A 16,150-nucleotide genomic window follows, 5' to 3' on the forward strand; every position below is an offset into this window, starting at 1 on the left:
GCCGCGGCTGACGATACCGGTGACCCGCTTGGCGGTCAGCGGCACATAGCGCAGCAGCACGCCGGCGTGGATGGTGAAGTAGTCGACGCCCTGCTCGGCCTGTTCGATCAGGGTGTCGCGGAACAGCTCCCAGGTCAGGTCCTCGGCCACGCCGTTGACCTTCTCCAGCGCCTGGTAGATCGGCACGGTGCCGATCGGCACCGGCGAGTTGCGGATGATCCACTCGCGGGTTTCGTGGATGTGCTTGCCGGTGGACAGGTCCATCACCGTGTCCGAGCCCCAGCGGATGCCCCAGGTCAGCTTGGCCACTTCTTCCTCGATCGAGGAACCCAGCGCCGAGTTGCCGATGTTGCCGTTGATCTTCACCAGGAAGTTGCGGCCGATGATCATCGGCTCCAGCTCGGTGTGGTTGATGTTGGCGGGGATGATGGCGCGACCGCGGGCGATTTCCTCGCGGACGAACTCGGCGGTGATCTGCTTGGGCACACTGGCACCGAAGCTCTGGCCGGCGTGCTGCTGGTCGAGCAGACCGGTGGCGCGGGCCTCCTCCAGCTTGAGGTTCTCGCGGATGGCGACGTATTCCATCTCCGGGGTGATGATGCCCTGGCGCGCGTAGTGCATCTGGCTGACGTTCTTGCCGGCCTTGGCCCGGCGCGGGTTGCGCACATGGGCGAAGCGCATCTTGGTCAGCTCGGGGTTGACCAGGCGCTCCTGGCCGAAGTGCGAGGACAGGCCGTCGAGCAGTTCGGTGTCGCCACGGTCGTCGATCCAGGCCGAACGCACATCGCCCAGGCCCTGGCGCACGTCGATGGTCACGCTCGGGTCGGTGTAGGGGCCGGAGGTGTCGTAGACCAGCACCGGCGCATTGATCTCGCCGCCGAACTCGGTCGGGGTGATGTCCAGGCTGATCTCGCGCATCGGTACGCGGATGTCCGGGCGCGAGCCCTGCACGTAGATCTTCTGCGAACGCGGGAATGGCTGGATCGACTGCTGGTCGACCTGAGCGGAATCACTCAGATTAGCGGTGTTGAGGTTTTTTTCTTGTGTGCTCATCGGCTGGTGCTCTCCTGGGACGAAATGTCGGAGCGAACCTGGGACGGAGAGCGTACGGGGTGCACCGCCAGTGGTGCCGAGAGCACTCGCCGAGGGAGGGGCGAGGCCATCTTGTTCCCTACGCAGGCCTTAACCTGATCAGGTTCAACGGGATCCGGCAGCTGCCAATCTCAGCCCCGCAAATGGGGCACCCCGACAAGAACCCGGCCAGTCTAATCAAGACGCCGCGATAAAACCAACCGGGGAGTCAAAAAAGCATGACCCATGCGTCGGATAGTGACGACGCCATCCCGGCCGGACAGTTTGCCCGAACCGATTGTTGCGCACAGGCAACATAGCTTGTTGCAAACTACACTCGGTGCCGATAAGCATGCCTTGACCCCTCTGGCAGCGCCCCTTAGCCTTGCCGATTACCGCCAAACTCAGGATCTCCCCAATGTTGCGCAGACTCTCCCTGGCGCTTGCTGTGGCCTCCGCTTCCGTTGCAATGGCCTGGGCTGAACAGGCCCCGCTGTCCTCCAGGACGGACCTCGTCACGGTCTATCAGCAAGCCGCCGCCAACAACGCCGACCTGGCGGCCGCCCGCGCCGACTACCAGGCTCGCCGCGAAGTGGTGCCCCAGGCGCGCGCCGGCTTGCTGCCCAACCTCTCGGCCGGCGCCAACCTGAGCGACAGCCGCACCGATGTAGACACCTCGCTCGGCTCGCAGTCCATCTCGCGCAGCGGCACCGTGTACCAGGCCAACCTCAGCCAGCCGCTGTTCCGCGCCGACCGCTGGTTCCAGCTGCAAGCCGCCGAAGCCAGCAGCGAACAGGCCGCACTGGAGCTGTCCGCCATCGAGCAGACCCTGATCCTGCAGAGCGCGGAAACCTACTTCGCCGTGCTGCGCGCCCAGGACACCCTGGCCTCGACCAAGGCCGAAGAAGCCGCGTTCAAGCGCCAGCTCGACCAGGCCAACGAGCGCTTCGACGTCGGCCTGTCGGACAAGACCGACGTACTCGAGGCCCAGGCCGGCTTCGATACCGCACGGGCCAACCGGATCATCGCCAACCGTCAGGTCGAAGACGCCTTCCAGGCCCTGATCACCCTGACCAACCGCGAGCACCCGGCTCTCGAAGGCATCGAACACAGCCTGCCGATCCTCGCCCCTACACCGAACGACGCCAAGGCCTGGGTCGATACCGCCGCCGCGCAGAATCTCAACCTGCAGGCCAGCAATTACGCGGTGAACGCCGCCGAAGAAACGCTGCGCCAGCGCAAGTCCGGGCATGCCCCGACCCTGGACGCGGTGGCCAGCTACCAGAAAGGCGACAACGACAGCCTCGGCTTCAGCAATAGCGGCGCCAGCCCTACGACGTTCAGCGGCGATGTCGAACAGCGCTCGATCGGCCTGCAACTGAATATCCCGCTGTACAGCGGCGGTCTGACCAGTTCGCAGGTGCGTGAAGCCTATCAGCGGGTCAACCAGAGCGAACAACTGCGCGAAAGCCTGCGCCGCCAGGTAGTGCAGGACACTCGCAACCTGCACCGTGCGGTGAACACCGATGTGGAAACCGTGCAGGCGCGCAAGCAATCGATCATCTCCAACCAGAGCGCCCTGGAAGCCACGGAAATCGGCTATCAGGTCGGCACCCGCAACATCGTCGACGTACTCGATGCCCAGCGCCAACTGTACGACTCGGTGCGCACCTACAACTTTGCCCGCTACGACTATATCCTCAACAACCTGCGCCTCAAGCAGGCCGCCGGCACCCTCAGCCCGGCCGACCTGGAAGCCCTCGAGCAGTACCTCAAGTCGGACTACGACCCGGATCGCGACTTCCTGCCTCCCGACCTGGCCAAGGCTGCCGAAGCGCAGTTGCGCGGCAATCTGGATTATTGAGTGGCTCACGTTGAGTCGCTCGGATTGAACCGTCCTGTGCAACGAAGAAGCCCGACGCGAGTCGGGCTTTTTTGTGGGTGCTGCCTGGAGACTCGTGGCGCGCATGGTCCACCCTACCCGGGAGTCACGTTCCATAGCGTAGGGTGCGCCGTGCTCACCACGTCTTTCATGAACGCTGTAACAAGCCCGCCAGCCCCGCCAACAAGCGCGCCAGCGCGCCCTGATTGGCCCGCATCACCGCCAGACCCGACTCGCGCATGGCCTGCGCCTCGGCCGGCTCGCGCCACAGCCGCGCGACCCGTTGCGCCAGGTCGGCGGCATCGTTCACTTCGAGCAGCGCGCCGGCCTCGCGCAACTGCGCGGCGATCTCCAGGAAGTTGAACAGGTGCGGGCCGCTGAGCACCGGCTTGCCCAGCGCGGCCGGCTCCAGCAGGTTGTGCCCGCCATTGCCGACCAGGCTGCCGCCGACGAAGGCCAGATCGGCCAGTGCATAGAGAAACAGCAGCTCGCCCATGGTGTCGCCGAGCAACACCTGGTCACCCGCCAGCAGCGCCTCGCCACTGGAACGTCGGCGCGTGGCCAAGCCTTGGCGCTGGCACAACTCGAATACCGCGGCGAAACGCTCCGGATGCCGCGGGACCAGAATCAGCAAGGCCTCGGGTCGCTGTTCGAGCAACAAGCGGTGCGCCGCCAGAACAATTTCATCCTCGCCGGCATGGGTGCTGGCGGCGATCCACACCGGCCGTGACGTCGCGCCCCACTGCTCGCGCAACTCGCTGGCGCGCGCCAGCAGCGCAGGGTCGATGGTCAGGTCGAACTTGATCGAGCCGGTCACCTCGACGCATTCGGGCCGCGCACCCAGGCTGCGAAAGCGCTCGGCCTCGGCGGCGGTCTGCACCGCAATCAGGCTCAGTTCGGCGAGCATGGGCGCGGTCAGTTTGGCGAAGCGCGCGTAACCACGCGCCGAGCGCTCGGACAACCGCGCATTGGCCAGGGCCACGGGAATACCGCGGCGGACACATTGGTGGATGTGGTTGGGCCACAACTCGGTCTCCATGACCACCGCCAGCCGGGGCTGGGCGCGCTCGAGAAAGCGCGCCGCGGCCCAGGGCAAGTCATAGGGCAGGTAGCAGTGCTGCACGCGCCCGGCATACTCGGGCCCGGCGAACATGGCCTGAATCCGCTCGGAGCCGGTCGGCGTCATGCAGGTAATGGTGATCGGCAACTGCGGATAGCGCGCCAGCAGCTGACGAATCAGCGGCGCGGCGGCAATGCTCTCGCCCACCGACACCGCATGCAGCCAGATGCCACCGGGTTGCAGGGGTGGCAAACCGAGGGCGAAACGTTCGCCGATGCGCTTGGCATACGCCGGTGCGCGCCACGCACGCCAGGCCAGACGCCCGGCGACCAGGGGCAGACCGAGATGCAACAGCAGGGTGTAGAGGGCTCTATTCATGGGCGCGCAGCTTAGCAGAGCGGCCGCCCGCAATCAGCCGATGGCTTGCAAGCGCTCGGCAAAGCAGTCGGCCAGCCACAGCGCGGCCGGCCCCAGGGCTTCATCGCGGCGGCAGACCAACTCGACGACCAGCGGCGGCGGCGTCCAGTCACTGCTGAGTTCCACAAGCTGGCCCTGATAGGTCGGGTACTGCACCACATGGCGCGGCAGCCAGGCCCAGCCCAGATTACGCATCAACAACTCGGCCATGGCATAGAAGCTGTCGGTGCGCCAGACCGATGGGCTGATCTGCTCGCCGCCCGGATAATGACTGTCCTGCGGCGCCATCAGCAACTGGCGATGGCGTGCCAGTTCGCGTCGGTCGACATGCCCTGCCCCGGCCAGCACATGCCCGGCACCGCACACCGTGACCATCTCGATGGTACCCAGGCGCTGACGTTCCAGGGCTTCGGGCATCTGCTCATGGTGGAACAGCAGACCGAGGTCGGCGCGGCGCTCCAGCAGCTTGCGCGCGACATCACCCTGGGCGCCGCTGGCCAGCTGTACCTCCAACAGCGGGAAGGCCTGGGCCAGGGCCTCGAGGCTGTCGAGCACCGGCTGGTAGGGCATGGCCTCGTCCTGGGCCAGGCGCAGGCGCACCTCTTCGCCGCGCACCAACCCCAACGCCCGCCCCTCCAGGCGCTCGCACTGGCGCAGCACCTCGCGCGCTTCTTCCAGCAGCGACGCGCCGGCCGCCGTCAGACGGGGCTGACGACCGCTGCTGCGCTCGAACAACAGCACACCGAGGTCGGTCTCGAGCATGGCAATAGCATTGCTGACTGCCGACTGCGCACGATTCATCTGCCGGGCCACCGCAGAAAACGACTGACCCTCGGCCACGCCGACGAACAGGCGGATTTGCTCCAGGTTCCACTGCATAACCCATCTCCTTACCAGATAGGTAATCACTTTATCCCATCAACTGAACGACTAGAATGGCCAACAGATCAAACAGGAGGCCCACCATGAGCGGCTATCTCTATCTCGCTGTCGCTATCACCGCCGAAGTCATAGCAACCACCTCGATGAAGGCGCTGGATGGCTTCAACAAGCCGCTGCCCCTGCTGTTGGTGGTGGTCGGTTACGCCATCTCCTTTTGGATGCTCAGCCTGGTGGTCAAGACCATTCCGGTCGGGGTTGCCTACGCCGTCTGGGCGGGCCTGGGCATCGTGCTGGTGAGCATTGCCGCGGTGTTTCTCTACCAGCAGCGCCTCGACCTGCCGGCGATGCTCGGCATGGGCCTGATCGTCTGTGGCGTGGTGGTGATTCAATTGTTCTCGCACAGCGTCGGCCATTGAGATAGCCGCGAGCGCCAAGCTGCCGCTTGAGCCTGGAAGCCCGCCACATCCACTTGCCGTTATACTGCGGGCCTGACTTCCAATGAGGCCCTCGCATGTCCCAGGCTCTGAGCACTGACATTCTGATCGTCGGCGGTGGTATCGCCGGCCTCTGGCTGAATGCGCGTTTGCGCCGTCAGGGCTTTGCCACCCTGTTGGTGGAAAACGCCAGCCTGGGCGGCGGACAGAGCGTCAAATCGCAAGGCATCATCCACGGCGGCGCCAAGTACGCCCTGCACGGCGCCCTCACCGGCGCCTCGGAAGCCATTGCCGATATGCCGCGGCGCTGGCGCGAGGCGCTGGCCGGCAGCGGTGAACTGGATCTGAGTGGCGTGCGCCTGCTGTCCGATGCCCACTACCTGTGGTCACCCGGCAGCCTGGCCGGCAATATCACCAGTTTCTTCGCCAGCAAGGCGGTGCGCGGCCGCGTCGACCAGGTCAAGGGCGAGCAACTGCCGCCCGCGCTGCAGCACCCGAAATTCAAGGGCAAGGTCTACCGCCTGGCTGAGCTGGTGCTCGACGTACCCAGCCTGATCGCCCGCCTGGCCGAACTGGCCGGCGACGGTCTGCTGGCCGCCGAGACCATCACGCCCCTGCACGAACAGGGTCAACTGGTCGGCCTGGTCGTCGACGGCCGCGAGATTCGCGCGCAGCGCATCGTGCTCAGCGCCGGCCGCGGCAACGCCGCACTGCTCGCCGCGCTGGGCCTCGCTCAACCCGTGCAGCAACTGCGCCCGCTGCATATGGTGCTGGTCAAGGGGTCGACCCTGAAACCGTTGTATGCCCACTGCCTCGGCGGCGGACCTAAGCCGCGAGTCACCGTCACCACCCATCCGGCGGCCGATGGCGAGTGGGTCTGGTACCTCGGCGGCGACCTGGCCGAAGCCGAAGGCGTGGCCCGCGACGCAGCCGCGCAGATCCAGGTCGCGCAGCGGGAAATCGGTGCCCTGCTGCCCTGGGTCGATCTCTCCAGCGCACGCTGGGCCACCCTGCGTGTCGAGCGCGCCGAACCGGCACAATCCAGCCTGGTCCGCCCGGATAACGCCTTTCTCGCCGAACAAGGCCAACTGCTGGTCGGCTGGCCGACTAAACTGGCATTAGCCCCGGACTTCGCCGACCGCGTACTGGCGGCGCTCGACCGTGACGGCATCCAGCCCGCCGCCAGCCATGCGCCACTCCCGGCCCTGCCCCGTCCGGCCGTAGCGCGCCCAGCCTGGGAGGAACTGTTCTAATGCACGCCCTGCATACCCTGCACAACCTGCACCGACCGTTCGGCGCGACCGAGCTGCTGGTCTCGCCATTGGGTCTCGGCACGGTAAAGATCGGCCGCGACCAGGGAGTGAAATACCCCAACGGCTTCAGCATTCCGGACGACGCGGCGGTCATCGAGTTGCTCGCCCAGGCCCATGACCTGGGGATCAACCTGATCGACACCGCCCCCGCCTACGGCACCAGCGAAAGCCGCCTCGGCCCGCTGCTGCGCGGCCAGCGTCAGCAGTGGGTGATTGTCAGCAAGGTCGGCGAAGAGTTCGACAATGGCCACTCCAGTTTCGACTTCTCCCCCGCCCACACGCGCTTCTCGGTTGAACGCAGCCTCAAGCGCCTGGAAACCGACTTCATCGACCTGGTGCTGGTGCATTCCGACGGCAATGACGTCAGCATCCTGCAAGACAGCGGCGTCTACGAGACCCTTGCCGAGCTCAAGCGCGAAGGCAAAATTCGCGGCTTCGGCCTGTCCGGCAAAACCGTCGAGGGCGGCCTGCTGGCACTCGAACAGGGTGACTGCGCGATGGTCACCTACAACCTCAACGAACAGAGCGAGCTGCCGGTACTGGACTACGCTGAGCAGCACGGCAAAGGCATCCTGGTCAAGAAAGCCCTGGCCAGCGGGCATGCCTGCCTGGCCCCGGGTGAAGACCCGGTGCGGGCCAGCTTTGAGCTGATTTTCGCCCACCCGGCGGTGAGCTGCGCGATCGTCGGCACCATTAATGCGCAACACCTGGCCCATAATGTCGCGACTGCCGCGGCGGTCATTCAGGATATCGCCTGAGCCCCATCAAGCGCTGCGCGCAGTTGCAGGAGCGGCCGGGCGGCGCTCCGCATCAGCCGCGCAAAAGCATCCCTGCGACCATGCCCGGCAGCTCGATTGCAGCCTCACCCTATCCGCCTGACGGGCTGCCCGCCCCCAACCCAAAAGGAGCCGAGATGTCGCGCACACTTAGCCGCAAAGACCCCGGTACCTTCAAGACCCTGCCCTTGTTCGTCGAGGCCAGCGCGGACGGCCTCAGCTACCAGAGCCTGGGCCGGCCACTGAACTTCAGCGAGATGCTTGGACGGCGCTGCGCGGTCGAGGTGAACGACAGCCAACGCTTCGCCGTGGAGTTGGCCAACCTGGGGGTTTCGGTACGCCTGACCCTGACCTGGCAAGGCCGGGACTATTGGATTCTGGTGCGCCAACGGCGCCTGGACCGGGGCGACGTGGTACTCAAGCTGATTTCCGGCTACGTGCCCGCCCACGAACTCAACCTGCCACTGCTCACCGCCATCCAGGAGGTTGCCGAAGAGTGCCTGCTGGAAACCCCCGAAGGCTGGCTGAGCGGCCGCTTCGGCGAAACCTGGCTGCCCTCACCCTATCAAGGCGCCTTGCGCTACCGCGAGACCCTGCACTTTCAACTCAGCCCACTGTCCGGCGCGGCACGCCCGGTGCAGTGCGGCAACCTGACCCTGCTGGAACGGCCACGCGCCTACGTGCACCTGCCCACGGCCTCATTGCAACTGGTCTATGACCTGCGCCTGGTACTGCCCAAGGAGGTCAGGCAACTCAGCCTGTTCCACGTCGACGAACGCCTGGAGGATGGCAAGCTGGTCGCCCGCCTCGACCGCAGCCGCCCGGACCTGTACCTGATACCGTTGCAGCAGGGGCGGCCGACCGCCGAACTGCTGACACTCCACAAAGGCCAGTTGAAAGCCGCCAGCACCCGCGGCCTGTGGCTGGCAGAGAGCTTCGCGGCGCAAGACGGCTGGCTGGTACACGACGAACGCATCCGCTGGAAGGACTGGTTGAGCCAGCAAAGCCTCAGCACCGCACCGCGCCCGGCGAAGCAACCCGCGCCAGCCGCATCACCACCACCGAAGCTGAATGCTGCCCAACTGGGCTGAACAGCATGCCCTCGCCCCGGGCGGGCCGGCGCAATCGATAGACTATTCGGCAGAACCAACGGAACAGCCCAGGCTTCACTGGTACACGCAGCCGTGCGCCTGGGTGATCGCCAACAGACTGGCCCCTGCAGCGCCCTCGCCCGAAGCATGTTTGGGTAGTTTCCGGCGCTTCGGGTAAACTGCCGCATCTTTTGCACCTATAACGATCAGCCTGATGCCGACGACCTTCCACGAGATCCCCCGCGAACGCCCGCTGACGCCGCTGCTCGACCGCGCTAATACGCCGGACGAGCTGCGCCGCCTGGGCGAGGCCGAGCTGGAAACCCTGGCCGACGAACTGCGCCAGTACCTGCTCTACACGGTCGGCCAGACCGGCGGGCATTTCGGCGCTGGCCTCGGCGTGATCGAACTGACCGTCGCCCTACATTACGTCTTCGACACCCCGGACGACCGCCTGGTGTGGGATGTCGGCCACCAGGCCTATCCGCACAAGATCCTCACCGGCCGCCGCGAGAAGATGGGCAGCCTTCGGCAGAAGGACGGCATCGCTGCCTTCCCGCGCCGCTCCGAGAGCGAGTACGACACCTTCGGCGTCGGTCACTCCAGCACCAGCATCAGCGCGGCTCTCGGCATGGCCATCGCCGCGCGCATCCAGGGCAGCAAGCGCAAGGCAGTGGCAGTGATCGGCGACGGCGCGCTGACCGCCGGCATGGCCTTCGAGGCGCTCAATCACGCCTCCGACGTCAGCGCCAACATGCTGGTGATCCTCAACGACAACGACATGTCGATCTCGCAGAATGTCGGCGGCCTGTCCAACTACCTGGCCAAGATCCTCTCCAGCCGCACCTACGCGAGCATGCGCGAGGGCAGCAAGAAGATCCTCTCGCGCCTGCCCGGCGCCTGGGAGATCGCGCGCAAGACCGAAGAACACGCCAAGGGCATGCTGGTCCCCGGCACCCTGTTCGAGGAACTGGGCTGGAACTACATCGGCCCGATCGACGGCCACGACCTGCCGACCCTGCTGGCGACCCTGCGCAATATGCGCGACCTCGACGGCCCGCAGTTTCTCCACGTGATCACCAAGAAGGGCAAGGGCTTCGCCCCGGCCGAAGCCGACCCGATCGGTTACCACGCGATCACCAAGCTGGAGCCGATCAACGCTCCGGCTGCGCCGAAGCAAGCCCGCGGGCCGAAATACTCCAGCGTGTTTGGCCAGTGGCTGTGCGACATGGCCGCCGAGGACCCACGCCTGGTCGGCATCACCCCGGCGATGAAGGAAGGCTCGGACCTGGTGGCCTTCAGCGAACGCTACCCCGAGCGCTATTTCGACGTAGCCATCGCCGAGCAGCACGCGGTGACCCTGGCCGCCGGCATGGCCTGCGACGGCATCAAGCCGGTGGTGGCGATCTACTCGACCTTCTTGCAGCGCGCCTACGACCAGTTGATCCACGACGTCGCCGTGCAGCACCTTGACGTCTTGTTCGCCATCGACCGCGCCGGCCTGGTCGGCGAAGATGGCCCGACCCACGCCGGCAGCTTCGACCTGGCCTACCTGCGCTGCATCCCCGGCATGCTGGTGATGACCCCCAGCGACGAGAACGAACTGCGCCGCATGCTCAGCACCGGCTACCTGTTCGACGGCCCGGCGGCGGTACGCTACCCCCGCGGCAGCGGCCCGAACGCGCCTATCGAGCCGAGTCTGACGCCGCTGGAAATCGGCAAGGGCCTGATCCGCCGCCAGGGTTCGAAGGTCGCCCTGCTGGTGTTCGGCGTGCAACTGGCCGAGGCGCTGAAAGTCGGCGAGAACCTGGACGCCACCGTGGTCGACATGCGCTTCGTCAAACCGCTGGACGAAGCCCTGGTCCGCGAACTGGCCGCCAGCCACGCACTGCTGGTGAGCATCGAAGAAAACAGCGTCATGGGCGGTGCCGGCAGTGCGGTCAGCGAATTCCTCTCCCGCGAAAATATCCTCAAGCCGCTGCTTCACCTCGGCCTGCCGGACTACTACGTCGAGCACGCCAAGCCGAGCCAGATGCTCGCCGAGTGCGGCCTCGACCAGGCCGGCATCGAGGAAGCGGTGCGCCTGCGCCTGGCGCTGCTGGAAGCGACTCACACGTAGGAGCGATTCAACAAGCCTGCTCGGCAACGTCGAGCGGCTTGTGCTTCTACCCGCCGTACCCTATGGTGCGCGGCGTTTTACTTGTCCGAGGTCGCCGACAGCCGCAAGGCCCAGGCGTGAAAAGGGAAGCAGGTGCGTAGCCGTCGACTCGACTGCCGCAATGCCTGCGCTGCCCCCGCAACGGTAACCGACAGCGCCCGGCCAGCACGGCCGGGTGCACGCTTTCTCGATACGCCACTGGGTTCGTCCGGGAAGGCGGGAAAGTGCCAGTCGGCAGCCCGGAGACCTGCCTCGGCGCGATCTGACTGGTGTTGCGGAGGGCATCACCGTCAAGCGCTGGCTATCGCCTCCTTGCCCGGTGCTTGTCCCTGCCCTCCTCGAAAGTGTTCTGTCTTTTGAGGATTTACCGATGAAATTGTCCCGAATTGCCCTGGCCGTGACGCTGCTGCCGCTGGCTGCGCATGCCGATCAGGCCAGCAGTCACGCCGACTCACTCGAATTGCAACCGTTGATCGTGACCTCCGGGCGGCAACTGGAACCACAACGTCAGGCGACGGCCGCGACCAGCGTGTTCACGCGCCAGGATATCGAACGCCTGCAGGTGCGCAGCGTGCCCGAACTGCTGAGCCGCGTGCCCGGGGTATCGATCGTGCAGAACGGCGGCCGCGGCAGCCTGACCAGCGTGTTCCTGCGCGGCGCCAACTCCAATCAGACCCTGGTGCTGGTCGATGGCGTACGCCTCAACGCCGCCGCCAGTGGCCTGGCGCGCCTGGAGTTCCTCAGCCCCGAGCAGATCGAACGGGTCGAAGTGGTGCGCGGACCACGCTCGGCGCTTTATGGCGCCGACGCCATCGGCGGGGTGATCCAGATCTTCACCCGCCGCGGCGAAGCCGGTCTGCAGCCACGCCTGCGCCTGGCCGCGGGCAGCCAGCAGAGTTTCGAACGCAGCCTCGGCCTGTCCGGCGGCGACGCGCAAACCCGCTTCGACCTCGGCGCCAGTCTCGACGAATCCGCGGGTTTCGACCGCTCCAACGATTCCCGCGGCCGCGATGGCGATCATGATGGCCTACGCCGCCAGGCCCTCAACCTGAGCCTGGAACATCGCTTCAATGAGCGCCTGAAAGGCGGTTTCAACCTGCTCGATCAGCACGGCGAGACCGAGTACGACGACCTCTTCAGCTTCGACCCGGGCAACCCCAGCGAGCGCTTCAGCCTTTCCAGCGTCGCCGGTCACCTGGAGGCCCACCTGCTGGATGCCTGGAGCAGCCGCCTGGAACTCGGCCATGTCGAGGACAAGAGCGACAACCGCGATCGCTTCAACGCGTTTAACAACTTCGCCTTCAATACCTACCGCGACTCCGCCAGTTGGCTGAACACCCTGCAACTGGGCGACGCTCATCAGCTACTGCTGGGTGCGGATTGGCACGAGGATCGCCTGACCAGCAGCACCAGCTTCAGCGAAACCGAGCGCTGGAACCAGGCGGCCTTCGCCCAGCATCGCTATCAGGGCGATGGCTTCGCCACCGAACTGGGCCTGCGCCATGACAACAACGAGCAGTTCGGTAGCGAGAACACGCTGAACGCCGCATTGACCCTCAACCTCAGCCAGCAGCTGGATCTGCTGTTCAGCTATGGCGAGGGCTTCCACGCACCGACCTTCAACGATCTGTACTTTCCCACCTCGGCATTCTTTGGCGGCAACCCCGACCTGGATCCGGAACGCTCCAAGACCTACGAGGTGCAATTACGCGGCGAGCATCTGCAGACCATCTGGAGCCTGGCGGCCTACCGTACCGAGGTGAAGGACCTGATCACCGTGGTCAGCGACCCGCTGACCTTCTTCAGTCAGCCGCAAAACGTCAGCAAGGCCCGCCTGCAAGGCGTGGAGTTGAGCCTGGAGCGCGACCTGCTGGGCTGGCAGGCGGTATTGGCCGCCGGCTGGGTCGATCCGCGTGACCGCGACAGCGGCCATACCCTGCCCAGACGCGCCAAACGCAGCCTGAGCCTGGATCTCGACCGTCGGTTCGGCGACTTCGGTGCAGGCCTGACCTGGCAGGCGGTTTCCAGCCGCTACGACAACGCCGCCAATAGCATCGAAGTGGCTGGCTACGGCCTGCTCGGCCTGCGTGGCAGTTGGAAGATGAACGATGAACTGAACTGGCAGCTGAAAGTCGACAACCTGCTGGACAAGGACTACAGCCAGGCCACCTATAGCCGCCCGGACGACGCCTTCTTCAGCAGCGTGACCCGCCATGGCTTCCGCGAGGAGGGCCGCAGCGGGATGCTCGCGCTGACCTGGACACCCACGCTATAACGCAGAGGTAGAACATAGCTGCTTCGTGTGGGAGCGGGGGTCCAGTTACTTGCCCGTGATGCTTATTGCTGGCGCGCGCTATCGCGAGCATGGGCTAGGCGCCCCGCCGCTCCTACGAAATGCCCGAGAACCGTAATCGTGGGAGGGGCTTCAGCGCGCCTTCTCTAGCTGCTGGCACAGGCGCTCGGTGGCTTCCAGCATCTGGAAGCTGGGCCGCTCCAGGCCCTTGTCCGGTACTAGCCAGAGTTGCTCGCGCGCCACCGCGGTCAGGCGCGGCCAGATGCGCCAGGCCTCCAGCTGCGCGCCGCTGCCGCCGAGGATCACCTCGGGATCACGCTGCAGCACCGCCTCCACGCTGACCTGTGGCGCCGGCAGGTCGAGCTCGGCAAACACGTTCTCGCCACCGCACACGCGCAAGGCATCGCTGATGATCTGCCGGCCACCGATGGTGTACAGCGGCACGTCCCATATCTGGTAGAACACCCGCAGCGGCGGCTCACGCCGGTAGCGCGCGCTCAGTTCGGCCAGACGGCGGCTGAAGCGCCGGCGCAGCGCCTGCCCTTGCGCGTGGCGGCCGAGGCGGGTGCCGATGGCGGCGAACTGTTCGGCCAGATGCGCCAGATTGTGCGGCTCGGTGATCAGCAGCGGGATGCCGAAACGCTCCAGCTGCTGGCGCTGGGCGCGGCTGATGCTGTCCGGCCACAACAGGATCAGATCGGGTTGCAGCTCGAGCAGGCTCTCCATTTCCAGTTGGCCGTAGCGCCCCACCGAGGGCAGGTGGGCCAGCGCCGCCGGCCGCTCGCCGCCATCCAGCACGCCGACCAGCAGATCGGCAGCCTCCAGCTCCACGACGATTTCGCTGAGGGAGGGCGCCAGGCTTATCACCCGCTCGACCGCGCTCGCCGGCCAGGCCAGCAACGCGAGCAGACAGGCGCAAAGACGCAGCATCAGCCGAGCTGGCGGGGAATGCGGTAGAGGTAGAACAGGACGACGCTGGACAACGCCAGGAGGATCAGCGGAATCGCCTCCAGCCCGGCGAACACCGCGATGGCGGCAATCCAGGCCGGCAGGCCGGCGCCGAGCAGGGCCAGCCGGCGCCGCGCGGCCAAGGCCAGCCAGGCGGCCGGCTCTGCAGGGCTGTCGAGAGCCTTTCCGGTGGCGATCAATGCGTGCTTGTAGGCATGGAACAGCGGCAGGCTGACGAACATCGATGCCAGGCCGGCGATGAACAGCGGCATGCTCAGCACACCGACCTGTTGATCGGCACCGAATAGCAGATTGAGGACAAACAGCGGCGCCAGAGCCACCGCCAGCTGCGACCACCAGGTCAGTGCCAGGCGACGGCGCACGTCGCTACGGGTCACAGGCTTTCCTCGACCTCGCCCTGATGCAGGCTGCCGAGCATGTGCCCGAGCTTGCCGGCCTTGGTCGCCAGGTACTTCTTGTTGTGCGGGTTATGGTCGATCTGCAGCGGCACGCGCGTGGCCACGTTGATGCCCATATCGCCCAGCGCCTTGACCTTGCGCGGGTTGTTGGTCATCAATTTGAGGGCCTTGATGTGCAGGTGCTCGAGCATCGGCAGGCAGATCGCGTATTCACGCTGATCGGCACCGAAACCGAGGAGTTCGTTGGCCTCCACCGTATCGGCGCCGCCATCCTGCAGCTCATAGGCGCGGATCTTGTTCAGCAGGCCAATGCCACGGCCTTCCTGACGCAGATAGAGCAGGACGCCGCGCCCTTCGGCGGCAATCGCACGCATCGCGGCTTCGAGCTGGAAGCCGCAGTCACAGCGCAGACTGAACAGCGCATCGCCGGTCAGGCACTCGGAATGCAGGCGCCCCAGCACCGGCTCGCCATCGGCGACATCGCCAAAGGTCAGCGCAACATGCTCCTTGCCCGTGGCCGTTTCGAGAAAGCCATGCATGGTAAACACCCCGAACGGGGTAGGCAGCTGGGAGGCGGCGACGAACACGACAGACACCGGATGCTCCTAAATAGATAAGGGCTGGAAATTTGCGAGGGCGCATTGTAACAGCAGCCCCTGCCAGCAGGTCAGCTTGAATTACCGATGATAAGGATCGGCTAAGCCACAACTAGCGGATCGCAGGCCGGACTTATGGTGCATGCCTGCCGTCAGTGCTTGGATTCCAGCACCAGCAGATCCTGCTCCACCCGCCAGCCGACCCGGCTGAGGAAGCTCATGCCGAGCAGCGCTTCGGTGGGCGAGCCACCCTCCAGCACCACCGCTTCGACACCCAGCACCTCCAGAGTGCCGACCTTGACGCTGTTGAGGTTGACCCGCCAGCCACGCACGGTGCCGCTGGCGGTACTGACCTGCAGCGGCCGGCCGACCACCCGATAATCGATGCCCAGGCGGCGAGCGTGACCATCATTGAGGGCGACCGAGGTGGCGCCGGTGTCGACCAGGAACTGCAGCGGATGGCCATTCACCGAACCAGCGGCCCAATAGTGCCCGCCAATGCCCTTGGCTATGCTCAACTGACGCATGCTCGGCTCGGCAAAGCCGTTACTGTATTCGCGACTCAGGGTATAAGCGCGCTCCACGCCATCCACCCGCAGCACGGCGCCGCGGCTGTCGGCACTGACCACAACTACGCCACCGGGGCCAGTCTGGCCGACTTTCACCAGCTTGCGCTGACCGTCGACATTGAGCACCGCGGCGCCGGGAAACAGGCCGACCACCAGCACCCGGGGCGCCGCCCAGCTCAGTCCGCAGGCCAACAGCAGCGCAACGACAACCCACAATTTCAGTCCACCCATCAGGTTCTCA

14 protein-coding genes and 2 riboswitches are annotated in these 16,150 nt (G+C 65.8%); of the genes, 7 read left to right on the forward strand and 7 right to left on the reverse strand.

Annotated features, from left to right (window positions below; all coding sequences use genetic code 11):
* The coding region (locus R3355_RS19360) for a phosphomethylpyrimidine synthase ThiC (protein ID WP_318962668.1) at window positions 1–1,053 on the reverse strand (1,053 nt) is incomplete at its 3' end.
* A gap of 98 nt (window positions 1,054–1,151) precedes the next feature.
* Window positions 1,152–1,258: riboswitch (TPP riboswitch) on the reverse strand.
* Between the two features lie 231 nt (window positions 1,259–1,489).
* Between R3355_RS19360 and R3355_RS19365 the strand changes: the two genes are divergently transcribed.
* Window positions 1,490–2,935, forward strand: coding sequence for a TolC family outer membrane protein (locus tag R3355_RS19365; RefSeq protein WP_318949476.1), 1,446 nt, complete (start codon window positions 1,490–1,492; stop codon window positions 2,933–2,935).
* A gap of 166 nt (window positions 2,936–3,101) precedes the next feature.
* Here R3355_RS19365 and waaA read toward each other — a convergent pair whose 3' ends face one another.
* Both waaA and R3355_RS19375 read right to left on the reverse strand, forming a co-directional pair.
* A complete protein-coding gene (waaA, locus tag R3355_RS19370) occupies window positions 3,102–4,391 on the reverse strand; it encodes a lipid IV(A) 3-deoxy-D-manno-octulosonic acid transferase (RefSeq protein WP_318962669.1) in 1,290 nt (429 codons plus the stop codon).
* Window positions 4,392–4,424: 33 nt separating this feature from the next.
* Window positions 4,425–5,309: a LysR family transcriptional regulator gene (locus R3355_RS19375; protein WP_318949474.1), complete on the reverse strand. Its 885-nt coding sequence runs from the start codon at window positions 5,307–5,309 to the stop codon at window positions 4,425–4,427.
* Between the two features lie 86 nt (window positions 5,310–5,395).
* Between R3355_RS19375 and R3355_RS19380 the strand changes: the two genes are divergently transcribed.
* The 6 genes from R3355_RS19380 (at window position 5,396) to R3355_RS19405 (ending at window position 13,359) form a co-directional block, all read left to right on the forward strand.
* Entirely contained in the window at window positions 5,396–5,728 is a 333-nt protein-coding gene (locus R3355_RS19380; protein WP_318949473.1) for a multidrug efflux SMR transporter, read from the forward strand.
* Between the two features lie 95 nt (window positions 5,729–5,823).
* The gene (locus tag R3355_RS19385) at window positions 5,824–6,999 is read left to right on the forward strand and encodes an FAD-dependent oxidoreductase (protein WP_318962670.1); all 1,176 of its coding nucleotides are present in this window, start codon (window positions 5,824–5,826) and stop codon (window positions 6,997–6,999) included.
* A complete protein-coding gene (locus R3355_RS19390; protein ID WP_318949471.1) occupies window positions 6,999–7,817 on the forward strand; it encodes an aldo/keto reductase in 819 nt (272 codons plus the stop codon). The genes R3355_RS19385 and R3355_RS19390 overlap by 1 nt, the downstream gene beginning before the upstream one ends.
* Before the next feature lie 155 nt (window positions 7,818–7,972).
* Window positions 7,973–8,926, forward strand: coding sequence for a metal ABC transporter ATPase (locus tag R3355_RS19395; protein WP_318962671.1), 954 nt, complete (start codon window positions 7,973–7,975; stop codon window positions 8,924–8,926).
* Window positions 8,927–9,140: 214 nt separating this feature from the next.
* On the forward strand, window positions 9,141–11,045 hold the full coding sequence (gene dxs / locus R3355_RS19400) for a 1-deoxy-D-xylulose-5-phosphate synthase (protein WP_318962672.1): 1,905 nt from the start codon (window positions 9,141–9,143) through the stop codon (window positions 11,043–11,045).
* 71 nt (window positions 11,046–11,116) lie between these two features.
* Window positions 11,117–11,354: riboswitch (cobalamin riboswitch) on the forward strand.
* A 100-nt stretch (window positions 11,355–11,454) separates the two neighbouring features.
* Window positions 11,455–13,359, forward strand: a complete 1,905-nt coding sequence (locus R3355_RS19405; protein ID WP_318962673.1) for a TonB-dependent receptor domain-containing protein — start codon at window positions 11,455–11,457, stop codon at window positions 13,357–13,359.
* 150 nt (window positions 13,360–13,509) lie between these two features.
* On the opposite strand, the gene R3355_RS19410 is transcribed toward R3355_RS19405, so the two are convergent.
* The 4 genes from R3355_RS19410 to R3355_RS19425 all read right to left on the reverse strand — a co-directional run bounded on the left by R3355_RS19410 (window position 13,510) and on the right by R3355_RS19425 (window position 16,140).
* On the reverse strand, window positions 13,510–14,307 hold the full coding sequence (locus R3355_RS19410; RefSeq protein WP_318962674.1) for a cobalamin-binding protein: 798 nt from the start codon (window positions 14,305–14,307) through the stop codon (window positions 13,510–13,512).
* Entirely contained in the window at window positions 14,307–14,723 is a 417-nt protein-coding gene (locus tag R3355_RS19415; RefSeq protein WP_318962675.1) for an MFS transporter, read from the reverse strand. Before R3355_RS19415 ends, R3355_RS19410 begins: the two co-directional genes overlap by 1 nt.
* The gene (gene ribA, locus R3355_RS19420; protein ID WP_172150031.1) at window positions 14,720–15,340 is read right to left on the reverse strand and encodes a GTP cyclohydrolase II; all 621 of its coding nucleotides are present in this window, start codon (window positions 15,338–15,340) and stop codon (window positions 14,720–14,722) included. Before ribA ends, R3355_RS19415 begins: the two co-directional genes overlap by 4 nt.
* Before the next feature lie 152 nt (window positions 15,341–15,492).
* Complete coding sequence (locus tag R3355_RS19425) at window positions 15,493–16,140, reverse strand: TIGR02281 family clan AA aspartic protease (RefSeq protein ID WP_318962676.1); 648 nt, start codon at window positions 16,138–16,140, stop codon at window positions 15,493–15,495.
* Window positions 16,141–16,150: the final 10 nt, after the last annotated feature.

Source organism: Pseudomonas sp. (genome assembly GCF_033723075.1).
Lineage (GTDB): Bacteria > Pseudomonadota > Gammaproteobacteria > Pseudomonadales > Pseudomonadaceae > Aquipseudomonas.

Bases quoted from the DNA above. Each gene is read 5' to 3' on its own strand.
- R3355_RS19365 (WP_318949476.1), top strand. From the start codon at position 1,490: ATGTTGCGCAGACTCTCCCTGGCGCTTGCTGTGGCCTCCGCTTCCGTT.
- R3355_RS19375 (WP_318949474.1), bottom strand. From the start codon at position 5,309: ATGCAGTGGAACCTGGAGCAAATCCGCCTGTTCGTCGGCGTGGCCGAG.
- dxs (WP_318962672.1), top strand. From the start codon at position 9,141: ATGCCGACGACCTTCCACGAGATCCCCCGCGAACGCCCGCTGACGCCG.
- R3355_RS19410 (WP_318962674.1), bottom strand. From the start codon at position 14,307: ATGCTGCGTCTTTGCGCCTGTCTGCTCGCGTTGCTGGCCTGGCCGGCG.
- R3355_RS19380 (WP_318949473.1), top strand. From the start codon at position 5,396: ATGAGCGGCTATCTCTATCTCGCTGTCGCTATCACCGCCGAAGTCATA.
- R3355_RS19390 (WP_318949471.1), top strand. From the start codon at position 6,999: ATGCACGCCCTGCATACCCTGCACAACCTGCACCGACCGTTCGGCGCG.
- R3355_RS19395 (WP_318962671.1), top strand. From the start codon at position 7,973: ATGTCGCGCACACTTAGCCGCAAAGACCCCGGTACCTTCAAGACCCTG.
- waaA (WP_318962669.1), bottom strand. From the start codon at position 4,391: ATGAATAGAGCCCTCTACACCCTGCTGTTGCATCTCGGTCTGCCCCTG.
- R3355_RS19405 (WP_318962673.1), top strand. From the start codon at position 11,455: ATGAAATTGTCCCGAATTGCCCTGGCCGTGACGCTGCTGCCGCTGGCT.
- R3355_RS19425 (WP_318962676.1), bottom strand. From the start codon at position 16,140: ATGGGTGGACTGAAATTGTGGGTTGTCGTTGCGCTGCTGTTGGCCTGC.
- R3355_RS19385 (WP_318962670.1), top strand. From the start codon at position 5,824: ATGTCCCAGGCTCTGAGCACTGACATTCTGATCGTCGGCGGTGGTATC.